This window comes from Pedobacter arcticus A12 (assembly GCF_000302595.1).
Taxonomy (GTDB): domain Bacteria; phylum Bacteroidota; class Bacteroidia; order Sphingobacteriales; family Sphingobacteriaceae; genus Pseudopedobacter; species Pseudopedobacter arcticus.
Genome location: NZ_JH947128.1, coordinates 108,394 through 122,447, shown reverse-complemented (window position 1 = coordinate 122,447; position 14,054 = coordinate 108,394). Strand labels below are relative to the sequence as shown.

7 protein-coding genes are annotated in these 14,054 nt (G+C 36.0%); all 7 read left to right on the top strand.

The features are described from left to right. Positions 1-3,444 (top strand): hypothetical protein, encoded by a 3,444-nt coding sequence (locus B176_RS0116515; RefSeq protein WP_017259944.1) that lies wholly within the window; start codon positions 1-3, stop codon positions 3,442-3,444. A 4-nt stretch (positions 3,445-3,448) separates the two neighbouring features. Next, positions 3,449-4,891 (top strand): SGNH/GDSL hydrolase family protein, encoded by a 1,443-nt coding sequence (locus B176_RS0116510; protein WP_017259943.1) that lies wholly within the window; start codon positions 3,449-3,451, stop codon positions 4,889-4,891. A 47-nt stretch (positions 4,892-4,938) separates the two neighbouring features. Continuing rightward, the gene (locus B176_RS0116505; RefSeq protein WP_017259942.1) at positions 4,939-5,862 is read left to right on the top strand and encodes a DUF4886 domain-containing protein; all 924 of its coding nucleotides are present in this window, start codon (positions 4,939-4,941) and stop codon (positions 5,860-5,862) included. Positions 5,863-6,158: 296 nt separating this feature from the next. After that, positions 6,159-7,238, top strand: coding sequence for a hypothetical protein (locus B176_RS0116500; protein WP_154648025.1), 1,080 nt, complete (start codon positions 6,159-6,161; stop codon positions 7,236-7,238). 10 nt (positions 7,239-7,248) lie between these two features. After that, positions 7,249-8,850, top strand: coding sequence for a T9SS type A sorting domain-containing protein (locus B176_RS0116495; RefSeq protein ID WP_017259940.1), 1,602 nt, complete (start codon positions 7,249-7,251; stop codon positions 8,848-8,850). A gap of 125 nt (positions 8,851-8,975) precedes the next feature. Next, complete coding sequence (locus B176_RS0116490) at positions 8,976-10,589, top strand: T9SS type A sorting domain-containing protein (RefSeq protein WP_017259939.1); 1,614 nt, start codon at positions 8,976-8,978, stop codon at positions 10,587-10,589. A gap of 9 nt (positions 10,590-10,598) precedes the next feature. After that, entirely contained in the window at positions 10,599-14,009 is a 3,411-nt protein-coding gene (locus B176_RS0116485; protein WP_017259938.1) for a hypothetical protein, read from the top strand. Positions 14,010-14,054: the final 45 nt, after the last annotated feature.

Below are 14,054 nucleotides of genomic sequence, written 5' to 3'. Positions count from 1 at the left end.
ATGGATAGACTTAAATTTTTCCCTTCGATATATGTTTTGCTCGGATTTAATTTATTAATATCCCAAAGTTTATATGCTCAAAAAAGTACAAGTTACCTAATTGAAGCAGAGGAGTTTCAGTTTCCCGCTGGTTGGAAAGTAAGTAAGGAAGCAGGAACTAATGTTTCGGGGAAAGGTGCTTTATTGGGGTCTTTTTCGAAAGAAGAAACTTCAGATGCGCTTACGGTTATTGAGGTTAAAACAAAGGGCAGTTTTTTTGTTTGGACAAGGTCCAGAGATTATGCAGATAACAGTCCAGGAACCAGAAGGTACCTATTGTTTTGCAATGATCAACCTATGGATAAAGAATCAGGGGCGCATTTAAAAAATGGTTACGAGTGGGAGAAAATTGGGAGTGCTCAACTACAAATTGGTCAAAATATTTTAAGGTTAAAAAACACCAAGCTCAACTTTGCCAGGTGCGATGCTATCTTTTTTACTACAGATGAGAACTTAGATCCCAATAAAGCTTCTTCGTTAAATGGCTATGTTTTAAAGCCATTTAAAGTAAAAGAAAATCCTTCTGCTTTAGCTATAACAGCTCCGTTTTTATTTACAAAAAAAGAAAATGTATTAGGAAAACTAGCTAATAGCAATATAAGTCTAAGCTTTGAACAGGTAATTAACGAGCAAACTGGAATACAAAAAATTGTTGCTAGCAGTGCTGTTTTTCAAGATAAAAAATGGGTTAGCATCAATGATAAAATAGAATCGCAACGGATTTTTTTATTAAGAACTAAAACCGCAAAAATAGATTTTGGGGCATACTTTGCGCAATGGAAAAATGCCTCAAGTTTAACCGAGTTTACTGTTAATGGTAAAACTTATAAAACTATCGATCAGGAAGGTGCTAAAAACCCATTTCTTGCAGGGGATCTTTTACTATGTGAACCGAAAAGTGTAAAACAACTTTCACCGAATGAATTATGGGTAACCTATGTTACCGAAAAAGGCGATGAGGTGAAAGGAATATGGAAACTTAATCCCGAGTTGGCACATTATGAACTTAGTTTAGAATATAAAGCATCACACGAAGGGTATTATAGTTTTATTGTTTCTGCTTTTCAAGATGCTCCCCAAAGTAGCATAAAAAATGTTCAGCTTCCGCCAATGTTTAATTATAAACGTTTACCCGAAGTTCCATTATTGATACCTAGCGCCATGACTCCACAACCTTTGGCAATTGTGGAAATTAATCAGAATAATAAGCCATTGAGTTTTTTTATTACGGGTTCATTAAAGGATTTTCCGTTAGATTGGGCTAAGGACATTACTTCGCGTATTGGTTTTTCCTTAAAAAATGAATTCAACAAAATTCAACCAATTGCATTTGCTCCCATTTTGGGTTTAGAAGATTCAAAGATACTAGCAGGCCAGACTTTAAAAAGATCCTTTAACTTAGGAGCAGTTGCCGATGATTGGACTGCTGCATTAGCGTATATATCTACCAATATTTATCAAGTAAAAGATTACAGGTCTCAAGATTCTCTGTCATTAACAGAAGCTGCATTTAACATTATAGACCTTATAAAAAATGATAATGCATCAGGCTGGAGTAAAGAATTAAAAGGGTTTTATGATATTGAAGCAGACCCTAAAATTGCACCAACGGTAGCTCAATCTGCTCCTTTAGCAGTTATTTCTGCTGCTATTATGGGTAAAGATGAAGATCTTTATATTAAACGAGCATTACCAACTATTGAATACACACTGTCTAGAAGTGCATTTAGGTGGGCGAAGGCAGCGGGGACGGCATATAATCGTACGGTTGCTTCTTTAGAGCTAAATCCGTACACTAATGTGCAGTTTAATACGGCCTATTTTGAATCTCTGAACCAACTGCTAGCTTATAAAAACCCATGGTTAGTAGATGTTGCAATGCCCCAAAAGCAACCAAGGCAGCTTTCAGGTTATAGCGTAAATTTACCAGCATGGACTCAGGAATTGGCCGCATATAGGCTTACAAAAGATAAAAAGTGGTTAACAAATGCTATAGGAAGCGCAAAAACTTTTGTTGATAACGAAGTTTACGGGCAAAAAACAAATTTATTAACAGCACAACCTTTTTATAATACTTCTTTTTATCCCTACTGGTGGGATTTAACAGATTTATATGAAGTTAGTAAAGATAAAACGTTCTTGAAAGCGGCTGAGTATTCTGCCTATTTCACCTTGGCAGGTATTCGTTCGTACCCGATGGTTGAAGAGAAAAAGCAACTGATACATGAAGGTAATAAATATGAAGGAAACACCAATTTATGGTGGAAAGACGGAGAGAAATTTCGTTTAGGTTTTCCGCGTAAAGATGGAGATGTTAAAGAGAAAGAAGTAAGTGAATCTTTAGTTTCACCCGTTGGTTTAGGCTTAGAACAGCCAATTACATTTTTCCTTCCAAAGAAAAATGTACGCCACATTTTTATGTCCACCTGGGCACCACATTTGTTACGTTTGTCCGCAGATACGCAACATGGTATTTTTGAAATATATGCAAGAAATTCTATTATTGGTCGTTTTTCTAATTACCCAGGTTATTATGCCACTGGGTTTACAGATTTAACTTATCGAGAAAACTATCCTTATCAAGGTCCAGATATTAACTCCATTTATTATCATCATATTTCGCCACACTTGGCCTTTACCTTCGATTTTTTGATCACCGAAGCAGTTCAGCGGTCAAACGGAGCGATAAGTTTTCCATGGGGTAAACAACAGGGTTTTGTGTGGTTTAATAATAGAATTTATGGTGGCGGAAAAGGAACTATTTTCGATGATGAAAACGTAAAGCTATGGTTGAAGAAAGGGCTTGTTAATATTGCTAATCCAGCAATAAATTACCTTACTGCAGTATCCAATGATCGTTTCTGGATAGTACTGATGAATGAGTCTGGAGAAAAACAAAATTTTGAGATCAACTTAGACAAATCCCAGATTAATATTAAAGGTGATGATGGGAAATTTTATAAAGGGACAGCCAGTAATATAACCAATGTATCCTTGTCTGGAAATAAAATCAACACCAGTATTGCAGGTAAAGGATTAACGGCCTATTCATTTCCATTGACAACTGTGAAAAGCGAAAAGGATATTCCTCCGGTTAAGAATGGTTTGCAGGAAATAAATTTAGGCGCTCCGTGGGGTAAGTTATATGCATTTCGTATTCGTTCACCTTTTGGCTGGGATTCTATTTATGCCTATCTAAGCACACCTCCGCTTGAGGGGGCAGAAGTAGAGATTGAATTAAATGAAGATGCATTAACTAGAAATAAAAAAATGGACTATCCCTTTGAATGGTCATTCAATAAAATAGATCCAGACAAGCCAGTTTCAATCAATTTGAAATTAAGAAGAAAACAAACTACCGAAATCCGTCAAGTAAACCTCGAGTTTGAAGGAATAAAAAAATAGATTAATGAAAATGAAAAGGGTGTTTTTTTTAGGTTTTTCTTGTTTAATGCTTTTGATAGCAATAAGCCCGGGTAGTGCTCAAGAAAAAAACTCGGATGAAAAGGAAAAATTGGAACGGGAAAAACTAATTGCATCTAGTCAAACTGGCGGAATGCCCTTGTTTTTTAATCCAAACGTTCCAGCAACTCCAACTATTAATCCTAGTAAATTTAATAATAAGGAGGAACTGTATGCTAGAAAAGGATTACCGAATTTTTTCAATAAGGCAAAAAAAGGAGATTCTTTGGTTGTTGGTTATATAGGTGGAAGTATTACGCGAGGAATAAACTTGTACAGAATGCAATCTGCCAGATTTATCCAAAATATGTTTCCTAACAATAATATTAAATTTATTAATGCAGGAATATCAGGAACAGGAACCGATCTTGGCGCCTGTAGAATTCAGGAACAAATACTTCAGTTTAAGCCCGATTTAATATTTATTGAGTTTGCCGTAAATAATGCATTTGAGGACGGTATGGAAGGTATGATTCGTCAGATATGGAAGGATAACCCATTTGTTGATATCTGCATGATTTACACCATATTCAATGGTCAATCTAAAATTTATGCTGCTGGCAAAGTGCCATCCAATATTATGGCACTCGAAGCAATAGCAGATCATTACCAAATTCCATCTATTCATATGGGGCTCGAAGCTAGTTATCTGGAGAGTGAAGGAAAATTATTATGGAAAGCACCTTCTGGTACAGCAACAGATAAAATCATTTTTTCAAACGATGGAACACATCCTGTAGAAGCTGGTGGAAACTTGTATGCTCAATCTATTTTCCGCTCTTTTATCAAGATGAAAGCGCATAAAGGAGTTGTAAAACATAATATTCCAAAGGCTATTACTGCAGATAATTGGGAAGATGCTAAAATGTTTTCACCGTTGGATATTGCTGAATTTAGTGACCGATGGACTATTATAAAACCAAAAATGGTTCGCGAGTTTAATCAGTTTGCAGATTGGTTTTCTTATGTGATGAAAGCAGAAGCCCCAGGCGAAACCTTCACTTTTAAATTTAACGGAACAATGGTTGGCTTTTTTGATATTGGTGGGCCCGAGGTAGGGCAACTTATATTAGAGGTAGATGGTAAAATAGCAAGTGTAGAAAAACAAACAGGAACACTTGTACTAAAAGCAAATGCCAATAATCAGTCAAAAGATTTGATTAATAGATTTAATGGTTTTTGCAACAATAGATATAGAGGACAGGCCGAGTTTATAGAACTACCGCCAGGCATTCATATCGTTAAGTTTATTGTTTCCCCAGAAAAAGTAAATAAGAAACAGATTTTAGGAGAATCACAATTGCAGGATATAAAAAGTAACCCTGAAAAATACGATAAAACAAATGTCTATATCGGTAAAATATTGATAAGAGGAGAAGTGATCAATTAATTTTTAAACGTATCTTTTTTAAGTAAACACTTTAAATATAAACGGTAATGAATAACAAATTTTCACGTAGTACATTTAAGATAAAAGGCATTATCTTTTTTGTTTTTTTAAGTTTCATAAGTATTTTTTCTAACGCTCAGGATGGTAGTAAAGCGTTAAGGCTATTTGTTATTGGGAATAGCTTTTCGCAGAATGCTACTGCGTATTTACCTGAATTTGCAAAAGAGAGAGGGAAAGAGTTAGTGATAGGAAGAGCTGAATTAGGAGGCTGCTCTTTAGAAAAGCATTGGGGTTTTGTAGAACTTGCCGAGGCAAATCCAGATGATCCTAAAGGAAAACCTTACAATGGAAAATCATTACGTATGCTGTTGTCCGAAGGCACATGGGATGTTGTTACCATACAGCAGTATTCATATCTGTCTGCAGACTTGGAAAGTTACGGGCCTTATGCTCAAAAGTTTTATGACTTTATTAAGAAAATTCAACCAAATGCACACATTTTTTTACATCAAACATGGGCTTATCGAACGGATGCGAAAAAATTCGGAAGAGTAGCGACTGGGAAATTAGCTCAAAATCAAACAGAGATGTGGCAAAAATCTAGAGAAGCTTACCATACCGTAGCCAAACAATTAAATTTAAAAATTATTCCTGTAGGCGATGCTTTTTATACAGTTGCTTCTGATAGTTGTTTTGGTTTTAAAAAAGATGATAGTTTTGATTATGATCATCCCGTTTTTCCAAATCTTCCGAAACAGGATAATTCTTTAAATATGGGTTATTATTGGAAAGATAAAAAACTAGTGTTTGATCCAAATCACGCCAACGAGGCAGGAAGATACCTTGGTGGGTTAATTTGGTATTCAGTTTTGTTTAACGAATCGCCTTTGAAAATGAAATTTGTACCTAAAGAGGTAGCGCCAAAGTTTGCTCAATATTTAAAAAGCGTAGCTGCAAAAAAAGTTAAATAAAGCAGTGCTTTATTACAGATAGGCAACATCTGTTTTTTAAAAGCAGATGTTGTAAAACCGCTTATTGTAGAAACGTCTATTCAATAAGCGGTTCTTCGTTTATAAACTATTATTTAAATATAATTTTGGAATTATAAAATAAAATCCTACTTTTATTTTATAATAAAAACCAAACCAAACCAAACTAATTTATTCTTTCTATTTTATCGTCTCAAAAAGATAACTGATTTAATATGGAGGTTAATTAGCGAGTAAATATCAGTATGCCAATTCATATAAATTTAGAACGGAAAATAATGAAGAAAAGATTATTATTAAGCTTTTTACTAGTTACAGCAATGCACTCGGCCTTTGCACAAAAAGCTTTTACGTCAGGAAGTCTGTCGGTTTTAAGAGTAGGAGACGGTACCAAAGAATTAGGGACAGCAGCCACCCCTGTATTTATCGATGAATATTCTACCGCAGGTAAATTGATTCAAAGCATTGCTCTGCCCACTAAAGCGTCAAGAGATCACAAAGTATTGACTTTAGATGGAAACACTTCTGGAATTTCTTCTTATGAAGGAATCTTGTCATTATCTCAAGACGGAGAAAAGCTAACCGTAACAGGTTATAATGCCCCTGTAGGGACTGATGCGGTCACCTCTACAGAAAGTGATGAGGTTAAAAGAGTGGTTGGCGTAATTAATGGTTTGGGACAGGTAAACACCAAAACGGCATTAAATATTTTTCCTAAAACGTTTATCAGCTCGGCAGTCGTTGATGGAGATAACCTATGGATATCTGGCGGAAAGCCAAATATTTATCATACAACGATAGGAGCTACAAATGCTACATCAATAGTTTCTCGTACAGGAAGAGGTCTTGGGATTTTTGATAATCAATTATATACCGCTCAATCCACAGGAACGGCAAGTTCAGTAATTGCTGTAGGTAAGGGTCTGCCAACAACACAAGGGCAGGAAGTTGCTCCATTGCCAGGAATGACGATCAATGGAACCACACCCTCAGGTCGTGATTTTGTTTTTGTAGATGTAAATCCAAAAATAAAAGGTTTTGATGTGCTTTATGTTGCTAACAGTGGTATTTCAGATGGTATAACAAAGTATTCTTTATTAAATGGAGAATGGGTTTCAAATGGAACAATAAAAGGACAGTATACAGGCATTACAGCGGTAATTTCTGGTTCCGAGGTTTTTATATACGGAATTAAATTTGGCCTATCATCGTCAGAGTTGTTTAAGATAACGGATAATACGGGCTACAATGGTTCTATTTCGGAATTAAGTAGACTTATTTTAACAAAAACAGAAAAAAACACAATATTTCGAGGGCTTTCACTTTCACCACAAGGGAAAGCAAATATTAATAACTAAAAAAAGAATCATGAAAAAAAAATTACTAATAAGCTTTTTATTTGCTGTGGCAACTCAGTTAACGTTTGCTCAAACAGCTTTTCAAACTGGTACACTCTCCGTTTTACGGGTAGGTGATGGAACAACAACTTTAGGGACGTCTGCTGCTCCTGTGTTTATAGATGAATATACCACCGCGGGAGCACTGGTTAGAAGTATTTCCTTACCAAAAGTAGGTTCAGGAAGTAACAAAATATTAACCTTAGATGGTAATACCTCCAGTGTCTCTTCTTCTGAAGGTCTTCTATCTTTATCTCAAGATGGAAAGAAATTAACTTTAACAGGTTACGATGCTACAGTAGGCACAGTTACTGTAGCTACTTCTGCAAGTGCTACGAATAAAAGGGTTGTAGGTGTAATAGATGGTGCTGGTACCGTAAATACAGCAACAGCTTTAGATATTTACAATGGAGCTTTAATATCGTCAGCTGTTGCTGATGGAAATGATTTATGGATATCAGGTGGTAGTGCTAATATTTATTATACTACTATTGGGGCTACTTTAGCAACTTCTATAGCTTCCCGCACAGGTAGGGCAATGCGTATTTTTAATGGCCAGTTATACACTTCTCAAATTTCAGGTTCGGATGGTCCAGTCGTTACCATAGGTTCGGGCTTGCCTAAAACGGCCGGACAAACTGTGGCAGGTTTATCGGGCTTACCCACAACCGCAGCAACAGGTAGAGAATATTTCTTCGCAGATGTTGATGCGACTATAGCAGGTTATGATGTATTGTACGTCGCTAACGCTGCAACATCCAGTGGTATTGCTAAATATTCGCTTGTTTCTGGTAGCTGGGTTTCAAATGGTATTGTAACCGGACAGTACACGGGCTTAACGGGAGTTGTTTCTGGAACTACAGTAACACTTTATGGAATAAAATTTGGTTCTTCAGCCAATACGTTATTTAAAATAACCGATAATACAGGTTATAATGAAGATATATCAGATGTGTTAACCCCACTTACAACTCTTGCAACTGCGGGCACAAACACTGTTTTTCATGGGATTGCACTTTCTCCAAAAGAGACTACAACGCCAGTGTCCCTTAGTTCTTTTACAGGTAAATTAACCATCAAAGGAGTCGAGTTAAATTGGAAAACAGCATCCGAACAAAATAATTCACATTATGAAATTTTCCGTTCAACCGACGGGCAAAGCTTTATAATGCAAGGTGACGTTAAAGGAAACGGAACTTCAGATAGGGTGTTAACTTATTCGTTTCTAGATCAGTTTGCAACTGCGGGTAATAATTACTATAAATTGCGTCAGGTCGATTTGGATGGAAAACACACAGAATATGGACCAATTGTTATCAATTCAGGCCTACAAGAAACCGACGATGGAAAGATTAATGTTAAAGAAAATAGTATAGAGCTAACTATTTTAGGCTCATCATCAAAAGCTGAGATTATTATCCAGAACATCTCTGGTCAAAAGCTAATTGAAACATCTGCTAACTTAAATAACGAGGTAAACCTGATTAATATTCCTTTCTTTCAGGCTCCTGGTGTTTATGTTTTATCTATAAAAAAAGGAAATAAAATTATTACAAAAAAGTTTATTAAATAAAAATCCTTTTTCTCTTATAAAGAAGATATAATCATTTGTGATTATATCTTCTTTAAGAATCCAGTAAGTATCTATTAAAAACTCACTTATAAATTTAACGGTTTAAATCCCAAATAGATTTTGCGATGAAGATATTTTATTGTTTATTAATCTTATTGGTTTTTGCTGTAAAACCAACGGTTTACGGCCAAAATTTATCAAACAGGAATTTATTTTTAGTTAGGATTGGTGACGGTAGTAATTTATTAACAAATAACGCTACACCAGTTTATCTTGATGAATATAATGTTAACGGTGTTTTGGTAAAAACCATAGCAATGCCGATTGCTGATTTTGGTGACAATAAAAAACTAACCTTATCAGGCAGATATGTTTATGAAGGCTACCCCGCCTTATCTCCCGACGGACAATCAGTATGTATATTAGGATACAATGCACCAGTAGGTACAAACATGGTAGGTGCAACTTCAAGCAGTGTAATTAACAGAACAGCAGGTATTGTTTATGCTAATGGTTCAATAAATACAAGTACAAGTTTAGAAGATGCATTTTCATCCGTTAATGCCCGGGGTGCCGTTTTTGATGGAAATAATGGAATCTGGATGACGGGTGGGGTAAGCGGAGTAAGATATGCTCTTTTAGGCGCCTCAGCATCTACCGTTGTAGCCACTGTCACTGGAAGAGCAATTAATGTTTTTGATGGTCAGTTATTTATGTCGTCCACCAGCGGTGAACGGAGATTAACTACCGTTGGACCAGGTGTTTTACCAATTGGAGGGCAAAGCGTGGTAAATTTACCTGGGTATCCAATAACAGGAAGCCCCTGTCAGTTTTTTTTGGCAGATGTTTGTAACAGTACTCCTGGTATAGATGTTTTATATGTTGCAGATAATACTTCAGGAATATTAAAATATTCTTTAGTTAATGGTACATGGGTTAGTAACGGAAAAGTAGGGACAGCAAGTGATTTATATGTTGGTTTAACGGGCAGTGCTGTTAATGGAAGTGTGGTAATGTATGCTACCCGTAAAAGCGGAACAAGTGATGTTGGAGGTGGAGAATTGGTTAGTATAACAGATAGCAGTGGTTTAAACGGTACATTTTCTGCAAGTCCAGTAGTTTTGGCAACAGCACAACCAAACACCGTGTTTAGAGGTGTTAGTTACGCTTTTCCGAACTTACCTACGGAGTCAGTTTTACCCATTTCAATGGCTTCATTAAATGTTTTCAAACAAAATCAGAAAGCGAAAATCACTTGGTCTACCTATTCAGAAAAGGGAACTTCTTTTTTCGAGATTATGCGATCACAGGATGGACGGTCATTTGATAATATTGGGTTTATGCCAGCCGCTGGTAATTCCAACAAAGTAAAAACCTACAGTTATATAGATCAAAACCCGTTGATGGGAATTAACTATTACCGTCTTAAACAATTAGATCTCGACGGAAAATTCAGTCTTTCAGCTGTTCAGTCAGTGAAATTTGATACAGAAAAAGATATTGTTAAAATAGTATGTATAGATAATTACATCACCGAATTCTTGATTAATATGCCAGATCCAAATCTCGCAACACTAAGAATTTACGATATGGCAGGGAAACTAATGGACGAAGATGGTATTTATTTGAATGCAGGGTTTAATAAGGTAAAGCCAATGGTTAATCTTGCCTCAGGAGTTTACGTAGCTACAATTACTGGAAATAGCGGAAGCGCTAGAACAAAATTCATTAAACAATAATTTATTTGTATGCTTTCTAAATCAAATTATACGCTTTTAATAAGTGTTTGTTTTTTATGCATTTGTTTTACGCAAGTTAAGGCACAAACAACGGCTGACACTTATATGATTGAGGCAGAAGAATTTCAATTTCCTGATAAATGGTTGGTAAGTAATGAAATAGGAGTTTCTGGATCAAAAATTTTAAGTGTAGGACAAACAGCAATTCCTAATGGTAATGCTTATACCGCCATTGAAGTTCAAACCGCTGGAACTTATGATGTTTGGACTCGTTCGTCAGATTACCCAGATAACCGCCCAGGTACCCGTCGCTTTTTAATGTATATTAATGAAGTTGCGATGAGTCAGGAATCTGGCGCACATGGTCAGCAGGGATATTACTGGGAAAAAGTTGGTACTGCAGTTCTAAATGTTGGAGAGGCACTTTTAAGAATAAAGGATACCAGAGGATATTATGGACGATGCGATGCAATTATCTTAACAAAATTAACTGCTTTTAATCCTAATTCCGTTACTTTAAATGATCTAAAGGATTTTAAAATAAGCCCTAAAATCTTACCTTCAAGCCCTACCTCATCGCAAGCAGTAGCGCCATACCGTCTTGTTAATGATATATCTGCAGTTAATGCAGAAATAAGTAATGGTAAACTTAAGTTAAGCTTTGTTACAGTTTTGGACGAAACGAATGCTCCCCATATCGTTTCTACAACAAGTATTTTTAAAGATGGAGAGTGGCTAACGATTGACGACCAACGAGAGGCAAATAGGGTTTTTCTTTTGAATGAAACCAACCCTTCAGTAAATTATATGGGAGTTTATCCTGCATGGGAAAATGAAATGGCAAAAATTACATTTCAAAGCTTGGGACAAACGTTTTCTGTATTTGACCAAGCTCAAGCAAGAAATCCTTTTAGTGCGGGGCAACTATTGCTTTGCAATGCGATAACAGTAGAGAAAATATCTAATCAAGAATTAAAAGTAAAATATACTACTGATAGTGGCGAGATTATCTACGGAACGTGGAAATTAGCGCTAGATGCCAGCCATTTAAGTTTAGCACTTGACTTTAAAGCACAAACGGAAGGATATTATAGTTTTGGGGTGACTGCTTTACAACCAATTAATCTGGAGGCGGTAAAAAATGTACAATTGCCCCCAATGTTTCAGTATCAGCGTTTGCCTGATCAGCCTTTGTTGGTGCCAAGTGCACTAACTCCCCAACCAGTGAGTATTGTAGAAACGACTATAAATAATCAGGAATTTAGCTTTTTTATTTCTGGGGCATTGTCAAATTATCCGTTGGAATGGGCAACGGGAGAAACATCACCTTTTGGGTTTTCTCTAAAAAATGAAAGTAATAAAGTCCAGCCGATCTCTTTTGCACCCATATTAGGTTTTGCCGATTCAAAACTTAATGTAGGGCAATCTCTACAAAGAGAATTTGAAATTGGTGCTGTTTGTAGCACTTGGGATAATGCTTTAGAATATTTCTCTAATCAGGTTTATCAAGTTAAAGACTATCGTCAGCAGTTAACAACATCCCTTACCAATTCGGCAATAAACATGGTTGATTTGATTAATAGTGATGTTGCATCGGGTTGGGATAGTACAATGAAAGGATTTTATGATATAGAAATGGATCCAGTAATAGCTCCTGTGGTTGTCAATACTTCAACTTTAACATTATTATCATCAGCTGTAATGTCCAAAGATGAAAATATGTATATTAAAAGGGCACTTCCTGCTATTGAATATACACTTTCACGTCGAGGATACAGGTGGTCTAATAAAGAAGGGACATTATTTACGCCAACTGCAAGCTCACTTCGTTTAAGTCCATATAGCAAAGAATTTAATGTTGCTTATTTTGAAGGGTTAGATAAATTATTAAACAACGCTAATCCATGGATTAAAGATTTAGCCTTACCTAATGGAGAATTAAGAGCAACTAGTAGTTGGTCGGAGAAATTGGCGGCATATAGACTCACACAAAGTGCTAACTGGTTAAATGCAGCAATACGTAGCGCCGATGATTTTCTAATAAACGATGTTTATGGTGTTAAAACAGATCCCTTAGGAGCGAACGGATTTTATAACGTAACCTATTACCCAAACTGGTGGGATCTAGTAGATATTTACGAAGTTACTAAGGACAGTAAATATTTGGCCGCTGCAGAAAAATCGGCATTTTACACTATCGCAGGTTTGCGATCTTACCCTAAAGTAACTGCCAATTTACAAACCATCCACCCTGGAAACAGTTATAACGGAACCACAACAATTTGGTGGAAAGGGAGTGAAAAGTATAGATTAGGTTTTCCTCGTACAGCAGGAGATGTGCAAGAAAAACAGATCCAGCAAGATATTGTTTCTCCTATTGGGTTAGGGTTTGAACAACCAACTACATTGTTCTTCCCTAAAGACCCTATTCTTCATGTTTACATGTCAAATTGGTCTCCCAACTTATTGCGTGTTTTCCAGTATAACAATCGAGAAATATTTCAAACTTATGCCCGTAATTCTATTATTGGGAGGTTTTCTAATTATCCTGGATATTATGCAAGAGGTTTTACAGACCTTCCTATGAAGCCCGATTATCCATATACAGGGCCAGACGTAACTTCTATGTATTATCATCATATCCCATCTCAATTGGCGTTCACACACGATTTTTTAATCACCGAAGCCATGCAAAGATCTCAAGGGAATATCAATTTCCCTTACAGCAGGCAAGAAGGGTTTGTTTGGTTTAATAATAGGATTTTTGGAGGAGGAAAAGGTAAAATATATTCGGATAAAGAAGTGAGTTTGTATTTTAAAAAAGACCTTGTTACTCTTGATAATCCTGCAGTGAATTATATTACTGCTATTTCTGATAATAAGTTTTGGGTAGTTTTATTAAACGAGTCTCCTGATCCTTCCGTAGTGAATTTAATACTTACCAATAATGTTAATGTCGCTTCAAACTCGGTAGCCGAAGTTTACTCAAATGATGATTGCATCTCGTCTTCTCTAAATATGAATGGGAGAGAGATTAATACCACATTAAACCAGAAGAATGCGGTAGCAATTTCATTCCCTCTAACAAATCCAATAATTGAAGCAAAAATACCTAAGGTTGAAAATGGGATGCAAACCGTTACTGTTGATAATGATTGGGGAAAATTTTATGTATTTAGGATAAGATCTCCATTCGGGTGGGATTCTATCTATGCATATCTAGATACGCCACCACTGGAGAATGCAAAAGCTAATTTGCAAACGAATATCAACAACTTAAATATAGAACGTGTAGCGTATCCTTACGAATGGTCTGTGCAACATATAGCTTATAACACAGATGTTGTGTTGGATTTAGCATTAACATTAAATGGGGTAATTAAAAATGTTTCAGTCACTATAAACGGAACCGAAAATTAAAACCAACCTTAGTTTATTTTATTCTGATACATGGAATTAGCCGAT

Bases quoted from the DNA above. Each gene is read 5' to 3' on its own strand.
- B176_RS0116515 (WP_017259944.1), top strand. From the start codon at position 1: ATGGATAGACTTAAATTTTTCCCTTCGATATATGTTTTGCTCGGATTT.
- B176_RS0116510 (WP_017259943.1), top strand. From the start codon at position 3,449: ATGAAAATGAAAAGGGTGTTTTTTTTAGGTTTTTCTTGTTTAATGCTT.
- B176_RS0116505 (WP_017259942.1), top strand. From the start codon at position 4,939: ATGAATAACAAATTTTCACGTAGTACATTTAAGATAAAAGGCATTATC.
- B176_RS0116500 (WP_154648025.1), top strand. From the start codon at position 6,159: ATGAAGAAAAGATTATTATTAAGCTTTTTACTAGTTACAGCAATGCAC.
- B176_RS0116495 (WP_017259940.1), top strand. From the start codon at position 7,249: ATGAAAAAAAAATTACTAATAAGCTTTTTATTTGCTGTGGCAACTCAG.
- B176_RS0116490 (WP_017259939.1), top strand. From the start codon at position 8,976: ATGAAGATATTTTATTGTTTATTAATCTTATTGGTTTTTGCTGTAAAA.
- B176_RS0116485 (WP_017259938.1), top strand. From the start codon at position 10,599: ATGCTTTCTAAATCAAATTATACGCTTTTAATAAGTGTTTGTTTTTTA.